This window comes from Clostridium beijerinckii (assembly GCF_018223745.1).
Classification (GTDB): Bacteria; Bacillota; Clostridia; order Clostridiales; family Clostridiaceae; genus Clostridium; species Clostridium beijerinckii.
This window is the reverse complement of record NZ_CP073653.1, coordinates 2,866,167-2,886,434: the sequence shown is the minus strand read 5'-3', so window position 1 is coordinate 2,886,434 and position 20,268 is coordinate 2,866,167. Positions and strand designations below refer to the sequence as shown.

General features: G+C 27.5%; 21 protein-coding genes. 3 read left to right on the top strand and 18 right to left on the bottom strand.

Annotated elements, in window-relative coordinates; all coding sequences use genetic code 11:
• Window positions 1-614: 614 nt before the first annotated feature.
• Entirely contained in the window at window positions 615-1,100 is a 486-nt protein-coding gene (ybaK, locus tag KEC93_RS13135) for a Cys-tRNA(Pro) deacylase (protein ID WP_023976155.1), read from the top strand.
• Between the two features lie 535 nt (window positions 1,101-1,635).
• Here ybaK and miaB read toward each other — a convergent pair.
• The 7 genes from miaB to KEC93_RS13100 all read right to left on the bottom strand — a co-directional run bounded on the left by miaB (window position 1,636) and on the right by KEC93_RS13100 (window position 6,528).
• The gene (gene miaB / locus KEC93_RS13130) at window positions 1,636-3,003 is read right to left on the bottom strand and encodes a tRNA (N6-isopentenyl adenosine(37)-C2)-methylthiotransferase MiaB (protein WP_012058766.1); all 1,368 of its coding nucleotides are present in this window, start codon (window positions 3,001-3,003) and stop codon (window positions 1,636-1,638) included.
• A 120-nt stretch (window positions 3,004-3,123) separates the two neighbouring features.
• The gene (locus KEC93_RS13125) at window positions 3,124-3,993 is read right to left on the bottom strand and encodes a GNAT family N-acetyltransferase (RefSeq protein WP_039768923.1); all 870 of its coding nucleotides are present in this window, start codon (window positions 3,991-3,993) and stop codon (window positions 3,124-3,126) included.
• Between the two features lie 291 nt (window positions 3,994-4,284).
• Window positions 4,285-4,455 carry a hypothetical protein gene (locus KEC93_RS13120; protein WP_012058764.1) on the bottom strand — a complete coding sequence of 57 codons (171 nt, stop codon included), beginning with the start codon at window positions 4,453-4,455 and terminating at the stop codon, window positions 4,285-4,287.
• A 48-nt stretch (window positions 4,456-4,503) separates the two neighbouring features.
• On the bottom strand, window positions 4,504-4,725 hold the full coding sequence (locus tag KEC93_RS13115) for a hypothetical protein (protein ID WP_077869985.1): 222 nt from the start codon (window positions 4,723-4,725) through the stop codon (window positions 4,504-4,506).
• Window positions 4,726-4,795: 70 nt separating this feature from the next.
• Complete coding sequence (locus tag KEC93_RS13110) at window positions 4,796-5,287, bottom strand: hypothetical protein (RefSeq protein ID WP_039770945.1); 492 nt, start codon at window positions 5,285-5,287, stop codon at window positions 4,796-4,798.
• Window positions 5,288-5,481: 194 nt separating this feature from the next.
• Entirely contained in the window at window positions 5,482-6,120 is a 639-nt protein-coding gene (locus tag KEC93_RS13105) for a pentapeptide repeat-containing protein (protein WP_023977070.1), read from the bottom strand.
• Window positions 6,121-6,384: 264 nt separating this feature from the next.
• Window positions 6,385-6,528, bottom strand: coding sequence for a hypothetical protein (locus KEC93_RS13100; protein WP_172462777.1), 144 nt, complete (start codon window positions 6,526-6,528; stop codon window positions 6,385-6,387).
• Between the two features lie 223 nt (window positions 6,529-6,751).
• Between KEC93_RS13100 and KEC93_RS13095 the strand changes: the two genes are divergently transcribed.
• Window positions 6,752-7,267, top strand: a complete 516-nt coding sequence (locus KEC93_RS13095; protein ID WP_023977072.1) for a ferritin — start codon at window positions 6,752-6,754, stop codon at window positions 7,265-7,267.
• Window positions 7,268-7,379: 112 nt separating this feature from the next.
• Here KEC93_RS13095 and KEC93_RS13090 read toward each other — a convergent pair whose 3' ends face one another.
• On the bottom strand, window positions 7,380-8,699 hold the full coding sequence (locus KEC93_RS13090; protein WP_077869986.1) for an ATP-binding protein: 1,320 nt from the start codon (window positions 8,697-8,699) through the stop codon (window positions 7,380-7,382).
• 300 nt (window positions 8,700-8,999) lie between these two features.
• On the opposite strand from KEC93_RS13090, the gene KEC93_RS13085 reads away from it, so the two are divergent.
• On the top strand, window positions 9,000-10,292 hold the full coding sequence (locus KEC93_RS13085) for an NCS2 family permease (RefSeq protein ID WP_023977074.1): 1,293 nt from the start codon (window positions 9,000-9,002) through the stop codon (window positions 10,290-10,292).
• Between the two features lie 156 nt (window positions 10,293-10,448).
• On the opposite strand, the gene KEC93_RS13080 is transcribed toward KEC93_RS13085, so the two are convergent.
• The 10 genes from KEC93_RS13080 to KEC93_RS13035 form a co-directional block, all read right to left on the bottom strand.
• Entirely contained in the window at window positions 10,449-11,057 is a 609-nt protein-coding gene (locus KEC93_RS13080) for an NUDIX hydrolase (protein ID WP_023976905.1), read from the bottom strand.
• A gap of 348 nt (window positions 11,058-11,405) precedes the next feature.
• Window positions 11,406-13,016 (bottom strand): IS1182 family transposase, encoded by a 1,611-nt coding sequence (locus tag KEC93_RS13075; RefSeq protein WP_207717939.1) that lies wholly within the window; start codon window positions 13,014-13,016, stop codon window positions 11,406-11,408.
• Between the two features lie 112 nt (window positions 13,017-13,128).
• Complete coding sequence (locus KEC93_RS13070; RefSeq protein ID WP_039770935.1) at window positions 13,129-15,036, bottom strand: bifunctional 4-hydroxy-3-methylbut-2-enyl diphosphate reductase/30S ribosomal protein S1; 1,908 nt, start codon at window positions 15,034-15,036, stop codon at window positions 13,129-13,131.
• Window positions 15,037-15,049: 13 nt separating this feature from the next.
• Window positions 15,050-15,703: a (d)CMP kinase gene (cmk, locus tag KEC93_RS13065; protein WP_039770933.1), complete on the bottom strand. Its 654-nt coding sequence runs from the start codon at window positions 15,701-15,703 to the stop codon at window positions 15,050-15,052.
• 93 nt (window positions 15,704-15,796) lie between these two features.
• Window positions 15,797-17,014, bottom strand: coding sequence for a BaiN/RdsA family NAD(P)/FAD-dependent oxidoreductase (locus KEC93_RS13060; protein WP_023976902.1), 1,218 nt, complete (start codon window positions 17,012-17,014; stop codon window positions 15,797-15,799).
• Between the two features lie 85 nt (window positions 17,015-17,099).
• Entirely contained in the window at window positions 17,100-17,603 is a 504-nt protein-coding gene (queF, locus tag KEC93_RS13055; RefSeq protein WP_041897047.1) for a preQ(1) synthase, read from the bottom strand.
• A gap of 37 nt (window positions 17,604-17,640) precedes the next feature.
• Entirely contained in the window at window positions 17,641-18,294 is a 654-nt protein-coding gene (gene queC, locus KEC93_RS13050; RefSeq protein ID WP_012058752.1) for a 7-cyano-7-deazaguanine synthase QueC, read from the bottom strand.
• A 71-nt stretch (window positions 18,295-18,365) separates the two neighbouring features.
• Entirely contained in the window at window positions 18,366-18,959 is a 594-nt protein-coding gene (gene folE / locus KEC93_RS13045) for a GTP cyclohydrolase I FolE (RefSeq protein WP_017211627.1), read from the bottom strand.
• 89 nt (window positions 18,960-19,048) lie between these two features.
• Window positions 19,049-19,714, bottom strand: coding sequence for a putative 7-carboxy-7-deazaguanine synthase QueE (gene queE, locus KEC93_RS13040; protein ID WP_065417946.1), 666 nt, complete (start codon window positions 19,712-19,714; stop codon window positions 19,049-19,051).
• A 12-nt stretch (window positions 19,715-19,726) separates the two neighbouring features.
• Entirely contained in the window at window positions 19,727-20,155 is a 429-nt protein-coding gene (locus tag KEC93_RS13035) for a 6-pyruvoyl trahydropterin synthase family protein (RefSeq protein WP_012058749.1), read from the bottom strand.
• Between the last annotated feature and the right edge of the window lie 113 nt (window positions 20,156-20,268).

The following is a 20,268-nucleotide window of genomic DNA, read 5'->3' as shown; positions in this document are numbered from 1 at the left end:
TTTTATAATAATTTAGTTGATTTTATTATAATTTTAGTCTTTGCATTTAAATGAATATCAGAATTATCCCTGTGCTTTCTTATTAAAAGCCATTTATAATCAATACTTTATAATAGACTTTTATAATTCAGTTCTTCAAATATCATAGGTTATTAAAACTCAATCCAAATTTATAACTTCAATCATAAATTCTAAAAGAATATTTTTTAATCTTATTTGAAATAAAAAACAAATTATTTTTCATATAAAAAAACATTAATTTTAAACACTATCAATTTTTTCTTTTATTTACATATTGATAATAATTATCACTGTACTGTTTTCTCTCGCAATTTTACGATTATATCTCCATTAAATAGCATTCGATTCTGATAAAAAAATAAATTCGAACGTTATTCAATACTATATTTTATACATTTAACGAAAGTTCAAATTCATAATAACCAAACTCAGTTTTTGATCAAATTAAGATAATTTTTGTATCTAAAATTCACATATAGAAATAATCTCAAAATAAAAAACTATATCTGCTTTTATGATATAATTTAAATAAACAATGTTATTAATCATTAGTAATGAATATAAACTAAAACTTACGGAGGAATGTTGAAATTATGGCTCAAGGAAAAGGAAAAACTAATGCTATGAGAATTCTAGATAATAATAAAATAAATTACATAACTCACAGCTACGAAAATAATGATGGTAAGATAGATGGTGTTGCAGTTGCACACAAAATAGAAAAAGACGTTAATCAAGTTTTTAAAACTTTAGTAACTCAAGGTCATTCTAAAGAATTTTATGTTTTTGTTATTCCAGTTGCTGAAGAATTAGATATGAAAAAAGCCAGCAAAATCGCAGGCGAAAAAAATATAGAAATGATTCATGTTAAAGATATAAACAAAGTAACAGGATACATTAGAGGTGGCTGTTCCCCACTCGGTATGAAAAAAATATTTAAAACTTTTATTCAAGAAAACGCATTATTATTTGATACAATTGTATTTAGCGGAGGAAAAATAGGTTCTCAAATAGAAATGAATCCAAATGATCTAAAAAAAGCAATAGAATGTTCATTTGTAGATATAATCAAAAACTAATTAAACAATTGTCACAATCAAAAGATAAGTTCTTTATAGATATCCAACTCTAAAACTAAATTTATGTGATAACTTACCGAAATCATAAATATTTTGTTCCGAAAAGCTATGAAAATATCGCTTAAGGTTCTAAGCAGCAGGTTGTAGCCACTTTAGCACGTTCCAACTTTCAGTTTGACAAGCTAAGCTGGAACGACCTACAGCTAAGAACCTTTAAAAGCTCATTTTCAAAGGTTTTCTCCACAAATATATTTATGATTTCTTGTGAATATACAAACTTAAAGTCTTAGTAAATTTGAAAATATATTCATCTAATAAATCTAATCCTTAAGCTGTTTATCTATATATTTAAAAAAATAACAAATTAATTCTTATATTTTACAGAACAAATGTTCGTATCTACTTATATTTTTTTATTTTAACCAACTAAAGAAAATAGTCTGTATGATCATTAGGGAAAGTTATAACACCTCTCCTATTAAGAATCTATACAGACTATTTTAAATTCATTTTATTTAAATCATAAATTTATTTTTTACTTTTCAACTTCTCCAATTAAAGAGAACGAATTAGCTTTAATTATTTTTACATTAACCAATTTCCCTATTAGGTCTTCCCCACCCTCAAAGTTAACTAGTCTTCCATTCCTCGTTCTACCTGTTAGTTTTGCTTCATCATTTTTGCTATAACCTTCAACTAAGACTTCATATATCTTTCCTTCTGCATCCTTATTTCCTTTAGCTATGCCCGTATTAACTATCTCAACTAATCTGTTGAAACGTTCATGTTTAATTTCATCTGGTATCTGATTCTCCATTTTATCCGCCGGAGTATGATTTCTTCTCGAATAAATAAATGTGAAAGCAGCATCATATCGAACTTCTTTAGCTAGCTCTAATGTTTCACTAAAATCTTCTTCAGTTTCTCCAGGGAAACCAACGATTATATCAGTAGAAAATGTTACATCTGGAATTTCAGCTCTTATCTTTTTTGCTAACGTGATGTATTGTTCCTTTGTATAATGTCTATTCATTTCTTTTAAAATTCTATCAGAACCACTTTGCACTGGTAAATGAATTTGCTCGCATACTTTATCACAATCTCTTATAGCATATACAACATCTAAAGTTAAATCTTTTGGATGAGAAGTCATAAATCTAATTCTTTCAAGTCCCTCTATTTCATTAACTTTTCTTAGAAGGTCTGCAAAAGTAATATTTTCTTCCAATCCTTTTCCATATGAATTAACATTTTGTCCTAAAAGAGTTACTTCCTTATACCCTCTTGTTACCATATCTTTTATTTCATTTACTATATCTTCTGGCTTTCTACTTCTTTCTCTACCTCTAACATAAGGAACTATACAATATGTACAAAAGTTATTACACCCATACATAATAGTTACAAAGCCCTTAATATCGCTTTTTCGATCTATAGGTATCCCCTCTACTATTTCAGTTTCCTTATCAATAATCTCTTTAATTTGAACACCTTCTGTTTTAACTCTATTTAAATATTCAGGAAACTTATACGAGTTATGAGTTCCAAATATTATGTTTACATATGGAAATCTCTTTAATATATCGTCAGCCATCCCTTTTTGCTGCATCATACATCCACATATTCCAATAACTAAATCAGGATTCTTTTCCTTTTGCTTTTTTAAAGCGCCAAGATTTCCAAAAACCTTATTTTCTGCATTTTCTCTAACACAGCAGGTATTAAATATAATTATAGATGCTTCATCTCTATTCTCAGTATTTTCATACCCCATCCTTTTAAGCATACCTGAAAGTTTCTCTGAATCTTCTTCATTCATTTGACAACCATAAGTTTGTATAAAGAATAATTTTTTTTCATCACTAGCCATTTGGCTATCTAGTTTTTCTATATCAAAGTTCATTATTGTTCCTCCGTATAAATTACAATTTCTATAGTATTATAACAAATAATAATTCTAAATAAAAGACTATAATTATGCATAATTAAAGGAGTTATACTCATAGACAACTCCTAACGCTAATTAATTAATTTTTTTATACCAACTAATAAAAGATTGATATTCCCTAAATCCAATTTTAGTGTACAAAGATAAGGCTTTTAAATTATTCTTTTCTACTCTTATATAAACAGTTTTTATAGAATTTCTATAACATAAATCTATAAGATATCTAACCAATAACTCTCCATACCCATGTTTTCTGTACTCTTCTAATATTCCTAAATTAACAATAGTATAAAATCCTCTATTGAAAATAATTTGACCATATCCGACAACTTGTCCATTATTGTTACATATAAAAACACCAAAATCTTTTATATAATAGTCTTCCTCTTCTTCCCTATATATATCTTCAATCGTTAAAGGAACTCTATTTTTTTCATTAAAAACCGAATTTTGAATTCTGCATCTTAATTCTTCATCTTGTCCTTCTTTAAAGTGTTTAAAAAATATTCTATTTTCACAAAAATTATTTTTAATATTGCTTGTCCTTATCTTCATTAAAATGTTATTAGAATTAACATCAAAATTTAATTTTTTCATTATAAAAGAAGCCTTTGAGTTTGCTAACATATCGAATCTGAAGGCACTAGCATTAAAAAATGATAAGATTTTAGAATTAATTAAATGTATATATTCATCTTTCAAATATATAGAATATATATTACTAAAACCATTATACGAAGGATATTCGTACCATATATATCCCACATATTCACTATTAACTCTAAAAAGTCTAATTTGTTTACGAATTATATATTTTACTATAAAAGATTCATCATTATAAATTTCAAAAAAGCTTTTATCGCACGAATATGCATCTTCACTCCTATTATATAATCTCCTGAAATGATTCATATTGAATAAAGATAATTTTTCTAAAAAAACCATAAAAATTCCTCATTTCCCCTTTAATAAATAAATTATAAATCTTACAAAAATTATAGTCAACTTTTGATAGACTTAAACAATGTGTTAATATATAGAATAATATATAAATAAATATATATTAGGATATTTTCAATTTAAAAGTTTAAGTAATTAAAAATATAATATCGTAGTTTATTGATAATAGTATGATTCATAAAAATCGTTTCCTTCATATAGGTAACAGCAAATCTATATGAAGGAAACTTTAAGTATTTTATATTAATATATATACTTAATTTATATTTTTATTCATTAACACCATTTACTATTTGATAATTGCTTATCTTTTATTTTACCTTCAAATCCTTTTACAGTATAATGCTCTGTTAAAACTTCAGGGTCATAAGAAATATATCCACCTTGATAATCATAATAACCATCATTCATTTTATCAGACTCACGTTTTTTATTTTCTTCACTCATAATATCCACTCCCTCTTTATTTAAAGTAGTATTTATTACAGTAAATTCTTACTTAGATGTAGATGTCCATTGATTATTAGTAGCAGTTTTTTCATGTTTATGTGTAGACTCTTCTTTGTCATAAGTACGTGGTACAGAATCCCATTGATTACACCCTGCACTTTTTTGTTCTCTAAGTTCTTCTTTGCTAGATAAATTAGAATCACTAGTGCCACCTGTACTAGAAAAGTTTTGAAGATTGTTTGATTTTGATTTTGATTCATTACTCATTATAAACACTTCCTTTCTACAAGAATATATTGTGCACTATTGTAGACTTTTATCCTTATTTTAATTATCCTCATTTTTCATTTTTATCATATTCTAGATTATTTAATACTTCTAAAAACATATTATACATTTCTACCTTACTATCTTCATTTGAAAGAATTTTGAGCCCAAATACTAAAATCAATACAATATATATACCCAAGAAAGTCGGACTAAGTTTCTTTATATAATTATCTATATAAGAAAAAATGCCACTTGCTGTTAATCCTGCTAAAATTGATGCACCTATTCCACATCCTCCAAAGGTATATGAGTCTAACTTCGATTTAATATAAATTCTTTCAATGCTAATATCTAGATAACTTTCTTGAGAATAGTAATTATAAATCTTTCTATATAGCAGGAATTTTGCCTTGACTTTATCCTCATTAATTTTTAATAATCTTCTTTGGCAATCCTTATACTTTTCTATCATTTCAGGAGTATATATCTTGAAATTATTTGAATTTACTTTTTTTGAAGATTTATTATATTTTAGTTTAATTAAATTATTTTTTTCCATCTATATTCTTCCTTCAAAAATAATAACATCATCATTTTTTATTACTATATAGATATTCAATAAATATATATTAATTGCAAAATAATAGGTTCATAAAAAAAGTATTTTTGCATATCTATTATTATTATTAACTCCTTTTTTAAGAATTCAAAAAAGGAGCTTTCATTTAAAACGAAATACTCCTTTTCTACCATTTACATATTTTCTATAAGCCTAATAACATAACTTAATGTATAAAAATCTCTATCAATCTCATATCTAATATAATGTAGACCTTCTAAAAGTGTTGATTCATCAAATTTTTCTTTTAGAATTAATAAAGATAACGTATTTATTTTTCCATCTTTAGTATCAAAAACCCTTGATTTTTTTATAAATTCATTTTCCATCACATTTGAAATCAACTTTTCTAATTCATCGCTTATTTCAACTTCTGGCATTGTATCAAAAATTCTGATGTTCTTGTTATCTTCACTTATATTCTTAGCCTTAGTCACATCACAGTTTACAAATATTGTGTTTTTGAATTTAGCATCTTCAAAATTTACTCCATCTAAATTTGCTCCTTCAAATACTGTGTCTTCAAATTTAGCTTCTCTAAACTTACATCCTTTTAAATTCGACCCTATAAACTCTGCTCCTTTAAAACTACATCTAAAAAAATTACACTTCTTAAAATGAGCCCCTCTTAAGCTAGCAAAATCAAAATTTGAGTTTGAAAAATTACAGTTATAACATTTACTTCTTTTAAGATTTTTATAAATAAAATTTTTATTAGTTTTCTCCGCATTGTCATAATAAAAATTTTCTGGTGCACTTCTGTTTATCGACATTTTATCTATCCTTCCGTATTACAAATAAATATTTTTAGTAGTTTACAATAACAATGTATTATATATTAATAAAATAATAATAACTTTTTTATAACTTGTCCTCCTTAATTCTTTCTATATTTATCTAATTCTATCATATAAAACTAGATAAATCTTTATAATAGGAAAATTTCTATCTCAAAATATATGTAAGTAAATTTAGTAGAATGGAATTCTACTAAATTTCTATTAATTTTTACTTAATATTTTGAGATAGATTAAATTTTAATGTTTTTGATTAATTGTAATATCTCTCCCCCTAGATACCACCTTGTTTGTTGTTTCTTCTCTCTCAACAAAAGATTTAACTTTAGATTGCGACATATCTCCAGTTTTTTGTATCGATTTTCCCTTCTTTTTATATGTCAATTATATCATCTCCTCTCTTATTTATATTATTAGTTTTGCAATAATACTTATGTAACATAATAATAAATATTATTTGATAAATTATGTTATATGATGTAATATATTAATATATAGTTAAAAATTTCAGAATATAAAGTTAAACTTTTATGCTATAGGGTATAGTTTTTCTGGATTTTTTAAAATTATGTTAATGATAATATTTTTATTTATGGGAGGTATTAGTATGTTAAGTGAAAAACTGATCGCAAAGCTAAATGAACAAGTTAATTTTGAAATTTATTCAGCCTATACTTATTTATCAATGGCTTCTTACTGCGAATCTATTGATCTAAGTGGGTTTGCTAATTTCTTTAAAGTTCAATCTCAGGAGGAATTATTTCATGCCATGAAATTCTATGATTACATATTTCAGAAAAATGGAACTGTAACTTTAGAACAAATTGAAAAACCACATTCTGATTTTGGCAATATCCTAAATGTCTTTGAGGCAGGTTATGAACATGAGCAAATGGTTACTAGCAGGCTATATAAAATTGCAGATATAGCTACTGAGGAAAAAGAACATTCAACAATCGGTTTACTTAATTGGTTTATTAACGAGCAAGTTGAAGAAGAAAATACATTTAACACTATAATCAAAAAGATTAGGAGATGCGAAAATAACTCTGCAGCATTGTATATGTTAGACGACGAACTTGCTACAAGAGTATATACGCCCCCTACAACAACTAATGCTTAAATTATTATAAAAAATACAGAGCTAGTAAAGAATTCTTTACTAGCTCTTATCACTTTATTAGCTAAAAAGTTATAGAATATTCCAAAACAAATCACAAACTTTTAATATAAAGTTACTGTTTCAATGTGCCCTCTAGCCAATTTATAAATTGAATTGCTGTTCGTGGTGAACGAGCATTATACCATCTTACCCATTTCAATGCTTCTGCATGCAAATATTCCTTCTCAACTTTAATCCCTCTTGCTTCTGCTACTCCATCTATTATCTTTAAGAATTCTTTCTGATCAGGCGAATAGAACGATACAGTCATACCAAATCTATCTGCTAGAGAAAGTTTTTCTTCAATTGTGTCATTAGCATGCACATCATCACCAGATCTTTCGCTAAATGTTTCTTTTACTAGGTGTTTTCGATTGGTTGTTGCATAAATTAGAATATTGTTTGATCTATTCTCTACTCCACCTTCTAATATTGTCTTTAAAGCTGAATAACTAGCTTCTCCTTCTTCAAATACTAAATCATCAACAAAAATTATAAATTTTAAATTCTTACTTTTAAGTATCCTAATTATCTTCGTAAAATCGCATAATTTATTTTTATCAACTTCAATAAGCCTTAAGCCATCATTGTAATACTCATTTATAATAGCTTTTACAGTTGAAGATTTACCAGTTCCTCTTGATCCATATAGTAGCATATTATTCGCTTGATATCCATTTAAAAACTGTTTTGTATTATCTATTATAATCTCTTTTTGATATTCATACCCTACTAAGTTTTCTAGCCTAACTGGATCTGGTGATTCAATACCTCTAAGATAAGGTGCTCCATCTTCGTGTTCCCATACAAACGCTCTATACTCCCCAAATATGCCAGTCCCATATTGCTTGTAGAATTCTACAACGCTCTCCAATGCATCTCCCCAATTATCACACTTTAATATATTTACCTTTAACTTATCAATAGCTTTGCTTGAGATATTACATTCCAAGTCAGAATCAAAATCCATAAGCGACTTAACTATACCTATTTCAAACTCTTTAACGTTTCCTTTAATAATTATAGCATCTTTAATCGCAGAAGATTCTATACTAGATATGTACTGCAAAGCATTTAACTCATAATGCACTTGATTAAAAAGTTTATCACATGAATTTTGTTCGTCAATTATTTTAGTAAATGGATTATTATCGAGAAAAATCATATCAATTATATACTTTTTTAATGATTTTCCATCAGCTTTGTTTAATAGTTCATAAATAAAATCAGTATATAATTCAATGCCCTCTTCCACTGATATATCCTTACTATTAAGGTACTTTAGTAGCGTCTTATATTTTAATAAAACACTGTCATCTTTTAGATTCTTAAAAATACATAATGAATTTATCATTATGCTTGCTTTGTTTATTTGTTCAAATTCTGTATACATACTTGTATGCCCCCTTTATAAAATACGTATAGTAATATATTACTACTCTTAGTGTTGTTTTACTATTCTTTTCTTATTTAAATCACAATGTGTATACGTAAGGATCGATTATAAATATATTCTTCAAAATTTGTGATTAAATATTATTTTATTATTCTCATGCAATACTATGGAGTATAAATGAATTGTATAAGATTTCAAGCTATATATAAAAGTTGACATAAATGATAATGATGTTATAATTAATATGCGCATTTTAGCGTGGGAGGGTGAGGGAGTTATGAAAGATAGGTTGAAAGGATGGAAAGATTTTTTAAATTAAAAGAAAACAATGTTACAATTAAAAGCGAAACTATAGCAGCGCTGACTTCTTTTGTTGCTGCAGTTTACATCATTATCGTCAATGCCAGTATATTAAGTGATGGTGGCATTTCTATGGAGCCTCTAATCATCGCTACAGCAATATCATCAGCTGTAGGTTGCTTGTTAATTGCTTTAATAAGTAATACTCCACTTATAATTATGCCTGGTATGGGAATTAATGCATTATTCACATATACAATAGTTCATACTCTAGGCTTAAATTATTGCCAAGCATTAGCTTCAGTTTTTGTCTCAGGATTAATATTTGTACTTATAGCAACAACTCCATTATCAAAGTTTATTATTGAAGCTATTCCTCAAAATTTAAAAGAATCTATTACAGTAGGAATTGGTTTATTTATAACTTTTGTTGGATTTCAAAAATCTAAAATTATAGTATCTGATTCTTCTACTATGTTAAAACTTGGAGATATTACAAGTATTCAAGTACTAGCCTTTATATTCATAATGATTCTAACATTAATTTTATTCCTTAAAAATATACCTGGAAGCTTTTTAATTTCAATTATAGTCGGAACTATATTTTGCATAAAGCTTGGTATCGTTGAAACACAAGGTATAAGTTATACTATGCCAAATTTTAATGAATATAGTAATATACTTTTCAAATTAGATTTTAGTGGAATAAATACAATTAAATTTTGGGTTGGAACATTTTCATTAACTTTAGTACTTGTTTTTGAGAATATTGGGATACTTCATAGCCAGGTTTCAGGAATACTAAAAAAATCAGACAAAACCTCTAACGCTATGATAGCAGTATCATTATCTACAATTGGATGTGCACTTTTTGGTTCAAGCCCTTCTGTATCAACAGTTGAAGGAACTGCAGGAATAACAGCTGGAGGACGAACAGGTTTAGTTTCATTAATTTCTGGTATACTATTTCTTCTATCAATTTTTTTTATACCGTTTATTTCTATCATACCAGATGTAGCTTTAGCTCCTATTTTAATTATAATAGGCTGTTTAATGAGTCAGAACTTAAAGAATTTGAACTTTAATGATTTAAGCGAACTATTCCCTAGTTTTATGACAATAATATTAATTCCATTAACATATAGCATTGTTGATGGTATAGCATTAGGCTTTATATTGTATCCTATTTGCAAGCTGTGTTATAAAAAAGGAAAAGAAGTATCTATTCTGATGTATTTTACATCATTTATTTTCTTATTATATTTCGGTTTAAATTCAGTAATTAAATAATATTAAAATATATGAATCCATATATTTTAATTAATTTTCTACACTCTAAACTTAATTAAAGACTCTGTTTATTAGATCTTTAAGCGTAAATTTATTATCTACAAAAACTTATAATAAAAAACTGGTCTACACAAAAAAGTGTAGACCAGTTTTTTATTATTGAAATACTTTTTTTCCTAGCAAAGCAAAACTTTGAAGGAGCAAAAAACATTTAATGTCAAATTTCTCCTTACTCTGTATAAGTTCTTTAGCTTCATCTTGAGATATTAGAAGTGCCTCAATACATTCATCGTCTTCAAGGTGTTCATCACTTATTTCGCCTTCACAAGTACAATAAACCATAGCTAACGATTCATCTGTCATTCCTGCAGAAACATACACCTTATCAAGACTCTTATTATTGATAACTTCAACTAACCTAAGACCTGTCTCTTCCATTAGCTCTCTTTTTATTGTACTAATAGAATCTTCCCCTGGATCGATGAGACCTGCTGGTAATTCATAAACATAATCATTAAGTGGTATTCTAAATTGTCTTATTATAACAATCTTATTTTCATCTTTATGGTATGCTGCAATTATTGCACCATCTGCCGTATCTTCTTTATTTCCAAAAAACTGTTTTTGTATAGTTTCATTATTTTTTCTGGATGCTATTGTCCACGTTCTTATATTTCCAACTTTATTTTCATACTCTGCTTCATATAAACTCAAAAACTTAGTCTCTACTAAAGATTTTACTTTAGTAACTTTATTTTGTTTCATAAGTATATAGCCTCCTAACAATTAAAATTTAAATATTACGAACTTTAGATATCCAATAATCATTACGCATAGTAATATTATACTTCAATTCTTTACCTTATGCATATAATTAAAATCTACGTATGCCTTACCTATTTCTAGAGTTAAAATAATTTCATAAAAATTATTTTAACTCTACATAAAAAACAAAAAAGGGAGTGTCGCAAAATGATTAAATTTCAATCAGGAGCGATACTCCTTTTCGGTTTAAACTAGCAAACTTCTAAATATTTGAAATACAATATTAATTATTTAATGATTTCTGATTTTTAAGCGCACTAAAATAAGCCTAGTTAATTTATTCCATAATTAGGCAGTAGGTTTCAATTCATGAAGATGATTCTGGGTTTTTTCATTTTGTATTTTTGAATGTAATTTGTTAATGTTATAACCAAAACAAAGCAAAATAAATTCAGTTTGAACGCTATTTTTTCCACGTGTTAAAAATCTATTGAATTCATAATCACTTTTTAGAACTCCAAATGCTCCTTCGACCTGAATAGATCTATTCATTCTTAATTTAGTTCCAAATTCAGTTGTAATATTTTTATAGGATATTTCACGCTTTTCCACAAAAGTTTTTGAAACCTGCATTTTTCTATTTCCTTTTGCTTTTGTGCATTTTACTTTGTAATCGCAATTATCACAATTTTCGCATTCATACACAGTTACTTCTGATTTGTATCCACTTGCGGATTTTCTATAAATAATAGAAGTCGGTATTAATTTTCTATTGTTATGACAAATATAAAAATCCGATTCAGCGTCATATTTCATATTTTCGCGCTTACTTATATCATTTTTAAAACTTCTTTTTTTCCACTTCTCATAAGTTTGTGGTTTTATATAAGGAGTTTGCTTATTTGATTCTAAGAATAAATAATTTTCTTCGCTTTCATAACCTGAGTCTGCAATTATATTAAGATATTTACGACCGATTTTTTCTTTCATATTATTAAGCATAGGTATTAATGTTGCTATGTCATTTCTATTATCAAATATTCCGACACCGGTTACGTATTCACTTTCAACTGCGATTTGCACATTATATGCAGGTTTTAATTGACTATTTCTCATATGATCATCTTTCATATGCATGAAAGTTGCGTCTGGATCAGTTTTAGAATAACTATTTCTTTTTGAAAATATTTTTTTACTCAAATTATATTTTTCTTGTCTCTCTTTATATTCATATAGTTGTTCTGTCCACTTTTGAATTTTAGTTTTTCTTTTACCAATTCCATGAACAAACTCTATGTTTCTTTTCTTTTTTTCATATTCAAGCCATTGAAGAATTTTATCAATATCATCTATTAATGTTTCTTTCTGAACAGTAAATTTTTTTAATTCTCCAAGGTTAATATTTTCTAAAAGAACAAGAATTTTATCAAACATTTTTTCTTCATTTTTTAAAATAGTTTTTTTCCAAACAAATGTATAACGATTAGCATTCGCTTCGATTTTAGTACCATCAATAAATGCATTTTCAAATAGTATTTCATTTTGATTTGCTAAATAATTAACTTGTTGATAAAATAAATCTTCAATTACCTCATTTGAAATATAGTCTTTGCGAAATCTACTAATTGTAGCATGATCCGGTGCCTTATAACATTGAAGTAACCATTTGAAATTTATATCTCTTTTACATGCTTTTTCGATTTTTCTGCTTGAATAAATATTTTGAGAATAAGCATATGATATTATTTTGAACATGATTTTAGGTTCCACTGCCGGTTTTCTTCCAACGGAAGAGTACGCCTTATACAACTTCGTGTAATCTAATCCCTCCAATACATGGCTTAGCAAGCGGACTGAATCATCTGATGGTATTAAATTTTCTAGATTTAATGGTAATATAAGTTGAAAATTATCATTAATCTCAGTATAATCTTTATTGTGTAATTTGGTTTTTAGCATAAGTAAATTATACAATGAATGTGAGTTCTTCGGAATTCACATTTTTTATATCTAAAAAAATTAGCCGCTACAAAACTAACTATGTTAGTTTTGCAACAGCCCCTTTTTTGTTTTATACATCTTTTATACTTAAGCTTATTCTTTTATTTTCTTCATCAACACTTAATATCTTAGCTTTAATTTCTTCACCAATTTTTAAAACTTCAGAAGGGTGCTCTATTCTATTATGAGATATCTTTGATATATGAACTAACCCATCTACTCCTGGCTCCAATTCTACAAAAGCACCAAAATCATTTAATCTAACTACTTTACCAAGTACAATAGACCCTTCTGGATATTTTTCTTTAGCATTATCCCAAGGCTTAGCTACAAGTTCTTTAATGCTTAAAGATAGCTTTTTAGCTTCCTTATCAAGACCAATAATCTTAACATCAATAATTTGACCTTCTTTTAATACATCACTTACCTTTTTGATATGATTCCAAGAAATTTGTGATAAATGTAATAATCCATCTATACCATTGACTTCCACAAAAGCTCCAAAGTCTGTAAATCTTTTTACTTCACCTTTTATAACATCCCCAAGATTAAAACTCTCCCAAGCTTTTGCGTCTTCAGAATTCTTGCTTTCTTCTAATAAAACTCTTCTTGAAGCAACTAATTTTACAGGATTCTTTAGAGAAAAATCTATCAATTTAACTTCTAATTTCTTCCCAACATATTCACTTTTATCTTTAGTAAACTTTATGTCAATTTGTGATGCTGGAATAAATATTCTAGCTCCCTTATAATCTGCTACTATCCCTTTTTCTCTAGCTTCTTTAACATTAACTTCAAATGTTGTTCCTTCTGAATATATTTTTTCAAGTTCTTTAAAAGCTTCTTCTCTTTCATATTCTAATCTTGATAATACTACATACCCATCATTATTTTGTAGTTTTATAACTTTTGCATTAATAGTATCACCTATATTAAGTTTATCTGCAAATGTTAGTGGATCTTCTTTTGCAGATAACTCTGTAAATGGAATCACTCCATCTGACTTGTATCCAACAAGTGAAACTATAACTGAATCTCTAGTCTTTGAAAGTATTTCTCCTTGTACCTCATCGCCAATAACAAATCTTTTGTCTAATTCGTTCATTAATGATAATTGATCTTCAAAATTATTATTTTCTGTGTTCATAATATCTAGTACCTCCCTAATAATCCAATCTGGTGTTGATGCACCAGCTGTAACTCCTATTTTGTTTATATTATTATTTTTTATAAAACTTATTGGTAGATCTTTTGCGTTTTCAATATGAATTGTATTTTCACAATTTTCTTTAGCAATTTGATATAACTTAGTAGTATTCGAACTATTTTTTCCGCCAATAACTATCATAGCATCTGTTTTTTGGGATATTTTATTCGTACTTCTTTGTCTAACATCAGTAGCTGCACAAATTGTGTTAAAAGCTAATATTTCTCTTGCATAACTTAAGTTTTTCAGTGTTTCTTCCCAATTCTTCATCTTTTCAGTTGTTTGAGATACAACACATACCTTATGCGGCATATTTTCTTCATCAAAAGTACCATCTTTAGTGATAATTGCTTTATCATCACACCATCCATTAATTCCAATGACTTCTGGATGATTTTTATCTCCTAATATTACTATATGATATCCTTCTTTTGAATATTTCTTAACTTTTTTTTGAATATTAGCAACAAAAGGACAAGTCGCATTTATGACTTTTAGTTCCTTTTGTTCAAGTGTATCTAAAACTGTTTCAGATACACCATGAGATCTTATAACAATAGTATCCCCTTTATTTAATTTATCTATTTCTTCAAATTCTATAGAAAATATATTATTTTCTTCTAAATATTTTACTACATCATTATTATGTATTAAAGGACCTAAAGTATAGATTTTCGAATTATGTTCTTTTTGAATCCGTATAGCTTCATTTACAGCTCTTTGAACTCCAAAGCAAAAACCTGAATTTTTTGCTAGAATAACTTTACTCATTACTATCTCCTTGTTACTTTCCTTTTCCTATGTACTCTGCAATTACATTAACAACACCATTAATGTCTAAATTAGTAGAATCAATCTCAATTGCATCCTCTGCTTTTTTCAGCGGATCTGTAGCCCTATGAGTATCCTTATGATCTCTATCTATTATATCTTTTAGTATTTGATCATAAGAACACTCTATATTTCTTTCTTGCAATTCTTTAAATCGCCTAGTTGCTCTTTGTTCTGGACTAGCTGTTAAGAAAAACTTAAAATTTGCATCTTTTAGAACAACGGTTCCAATATCTCTTCCATCCATTATTACACTAAATTTGCTTGACATTTCTCTTTGAAGTTTTACAAGAATAGCTCTAACTTCCGAAATACTAGCATATCCAGATACAATACTACTTATGTTTGGAGTAGTTATTTTATCCTGTATATTTTCGCCATTTAAAATCAAATCATCATTTTCAAAATGCATTTCCATAGTTTTTATTATATTACAAATTTCTTGAACATTTTCTGGTTCCAAGTTTTGTTCTTGTGCTTTTAGCGCCACAGCTCTATACATTGCTCCTGTATTTATATACATAAGATCAAACCTCTTAGAAACCAATTTTGCTATAGTGCTTTTTCCTGCTCCAGCCGGTCCATCTATTGCTACTGAAATTTTCAAAACTTTCTCCTCATTTCCAAATCCTATAAATTTATGCCTTCATTAAGATTATATAATTTTTTACCTTTCCAAACAAGGAAATATTTTTTTATATCAAATATTACTTCCTGCTATAAATCCTGTAGAAAAAGCTATTTGTACATTATAACCACCTGTAAAAGCATCTACATCCATAACTTCTCCTGCAAACGAAAGATTTTCTATTATTTTAGACTTCATGGTAGACGGATCAATTTCTTTTATATCTACACCTCCTGAAGTTACAATTGCTTCATCTATAGGTCTTAATCCTTTTATATCAAAGCTTAAATCCTTAATAGCATTTACTAAAGTCTTTCTTTCCTCTCTCGTTATTTCATTTACTTTTTTATTTTCTAATATTCCTGAGTTATTTATAATCACGGGAATTAATTTTTGTGGTAATAACTCGTCTAAAGAATTTTTGAAATCTTTATTTAAATATTTATTAAAATCCTTTTGGATACGTTTATCTAATTCTCCTAAATTTAATGCAGGTTTTAAATCTATATGCAAAGTATATCTTTTTCCTTTTTCTATAAATCTACTTCCACTTAATATAAGGGGCCCTGAAACTCCAAAATGGGTAAATAACATTTCACCAAAATTCTTATAAACTACTTTCTTGTCATTTTCTTTAATTATAACTTCCACATTTTTTAATGACAGCCCCATCAATTCTTTTGTTTTGGAATCAACAACTTCTATCGGAACAAGAGCTGGCATTAATTGAGTAACATTATGGCCAAGCACACTTGCGAATTTTTGCCCTTCTCCTCTTGAACCAGTAAGTGGATATGATGCACCACCTGTCGCAAAAATAAAATGATCTCCATATAATCGTTCTTCATTATTAATTTCTACTGCTATAATTCTATTACTTTTAAATTCTATATTAGTAACCTTTGACTTTAATCTTATTTTTACATTAGTTCTACTTAAAGCGTTTGATAATCCTCTTATTATATCTGAAGACTTATCAGATTCTGGGAAAACTCTGTCTCCTCTTTCGATTTTTAATTTAATTCCTTCGTTTTCAAAAAAATTCATTGTATCATTATTGGTAAAACTATATAATGAACTATAAAGAAAATGAGGATTACCTGGAATATACTCAAAAAACTCAGATATATCTTTTGCATTTGTAACATTACATCTGCCTTTTCCAGTAATAAAAAGCTTTTTACCTATTCTTTCATTACCATCTAATAATATTACATCATGTTTCTTTGCTGCTTGTATAGCAGCCATCATTCCTGCGGGCCCTGCACCTATAACTATTACTTTACTCAATTTAAATATCAGCTCCTTAATAAAAATGTATTGCAGTCATTACTTTGCTAATTAACATAAATCATTTATGCAATACATTAGGTTATTATCTATTATCTACTTTCTCAGGATACATATCATGATTCATCATTCTATAATTAGCCATTTCCTCAAACTTAGTTCCTTTCATTCCATAATTGCAATAAGGATCTATGCTTATACCACCTCTTGGTGTAAATTTTCCCCATACTTCAATATATTTCGGATCCATAAGTTTTATTAAGTCTTTCATTATGATATTCATACAATCTTCATGAAAATCTCCATGATTTCTAAAACTAAAAAGATATAGTTTTAGCGATTTACTTTCTACCATCTTTATGTTTGGTATATAACTTATATAGATTGTTGCAAAATCTGGCTGACCTGTAATTGGGCATAAACTTGTAAATTCAGGGCAATTAAATTTTACAAAATAATCATTATCTGGGTGTTTATTTTCAAAAACCTCTAATACTTCAGGGGTATATCCATAATCATATTTTGTTCCTTGATTTCCAAGCAATGTTATCCCTTCAAGTTCTTTTGATTTTCTTCCACTTTCACTCATTGTTCTTTCTCCTTAAATTCGTTTTATATTTTATATTTTAATTTTTCTTACTTTCTAAATACTTATCTAAACCATTTTTTCTAAGCTTACAAGCAGGGCATTCTCCACAACCGTCGCCAACAATTCCTTTATAGCAAGTAAGAGTCTTTTCTCTTATATAGTCTAACTTGCCAAAATCATCTGCCATCTTCCATGTCTCAGCTTTATCTATCCACATTAATGGGGTATGAACTACAAAATTATAATCCATTGCTAAATTTAAAGTTACATTAAGAGATTTTATGAATATATCCCTGCAATCAGGGTATCCACTAAAATCAGTCTCACACACTCCTGTTACTATATGTTTTGCGCCTTTTACTTTGGCCAATACTCCTGCAAAAGTTAAGAATAGCATATTACGACCTTCAACAAATGTTGATGGAAGAGAACCATTTTCTCCAGCTTTTATTTCTATATCATTTCTTGTAAGCGCATTAGGGGCTAATTGATTAAGAAGCCCCATATCTAATATATGATGCTCTATTCCTAACTCCTTTGCTATACTAGTTGCACACTCTATTTCTTTTCTATGTTTTTGATTATAATCAAAAGTTACCGCTATAACCTCATCGAATTCCTTTAATGCCCAAAATAGACATGTAGTAGAATCTTGTCCTCCACTAAATACAACTACTGCTTTATTACTCATATTCAAAACCTCCTAAAATAAATTAATTAAATAGAAATATACCAAATCACTACTGCTTCTTCGTTCGTTACTTATTTCATAATTAGTAAAGCTTCTTGTCTTAATAAATCATTGGTTTGAAATTTTCCTGTAAAAGTAGTTGTTGTAGTCAATGTTCCAGGTTTTTTTATTCCTCTTGAAGTCATACATCCATGCTCTCCAGTTATAAGTACACCAACATCACTACTTTTTGTAACCATAGAAACTATTTCTGCTATATCTGTTCCAATACGTTCTTGAAGTTGAAGTCTTCTCCCAACCATATCTGCAATTCTTGAAATTTTACTAAGACCAATTATCTTATCTTTGGGTATATATACTACTGTAACCTTCATATTATACATAAGCGCTAAGTGATGTTCACAATAACTATGAATTGGTATATCCTTAACCACAACCATATTATTATGAGTTTCTGAATCATAATCTTCATTCTCAAATGTGGTTCCAAACGCTTCTGCTATTTCTCTGTTTGAAAGTGTCATTCCTTGAAAAACTTCTTCATACATTTTTGATACCCTTTTAGGTGTATCTAGTAATCCTTCCCTATCAGGATCATCTCCTAAAGCAACAATAATTTCTCTTATACATTCCTCTATCTTTTTTGTATCTATCTTCTTTGGCATAACTTAAACCTCCTTGTATTTCTAAACCTTTTGTAAAAATAAAATTTACTATAAGCTAGTCTATATTATATATAATAACCACTCAATTATTAAACTCCGCGTGCATTTTTATCCCAGATAATTTTATGTAATTGTACTTGCAATCTTACTTTATTCAAATTTTTATCTTTCATAAATTCTACAATTTCTTGCATTTCTATATTTCCCGAAACTGGACTCAAATAAACAAAGCATTTTGATGTTAAATTGTGCTTACATATTATTTCGTATGCTATTTGTAAATCTTCCTTACTTCCTATCACAAATTTATAAACATCATTGGATTCTACAATACTTAAATTGTTGAAATCCATTCTATCCATCATATTACTGCTAGGAAGTTTAAAGTCTACAATATAGCTGATATTATTTATAAATTTATTTTTAAAAGGTCCTATGTTAACAGCACCATTTGTTTCTATATGAACTTTTAAGTTATCATCCGAGTTCAAAAGTTCTAGTAATTCATATATATTTTTTTGAATAAGTGGCTCTCCACCTGTTAAAGTAACATTAGTAACTTTATTTTCTTTTATATACTTGTAAATTTCTTCTGCAGTTAGAACTTCTGAAGTATTTTCTTTATCCCATGAATAAGTCGTATCGCACCAAGAACATCTTAAGTTACAACCTTGAAATCTTATAAATGTTGCAAGTTCACCAGAAGTAGGACCTTCCCCATCTATTGATAAAAATTTTTCAATTATATTAAACATAATTTCCCTCCATTAGTCCTCTGTATAAATGCAGCTATTATTAGGAGTTTCAAATAATTCTACTTCACACACTGACAATCCTTTAGCTTTTAATCTATTAAAAATATCTCTAGACATTTCTTCTGCTGTAGGTCTATAGTCAACTAAATAAATGTTGAAATTATTTTGTAGTTCTTCCAAATTCTTAACCAAAGCTTTCCCATCTTCATTATTTTCAATAATTAATTTATGGTCAAAAGTTTCTGCAATCTCTTTTAATATGTTTTTAAAATTTCCGAAATCATCTACCATTCCCCTAAGCTGACCATCTTGATGTAACTTTTCAGATTTTAGTTTTGCAATTAATTTATATCTATGGCCATGGATGTTAGAACATTTTCCTTCATACCCACTTAAATAATGTGCCATATCAAATTGTACTTCACTTTTTATTTTAAACATATTTTTCTCCTCACATAATTTCTATAAAATTTTCGAAATCAGTTTTATAAGGCTTATCCATAAATTAACTTTCCATTTAAATATAAAAAAGATTAATTTTGTAACATCTAAAA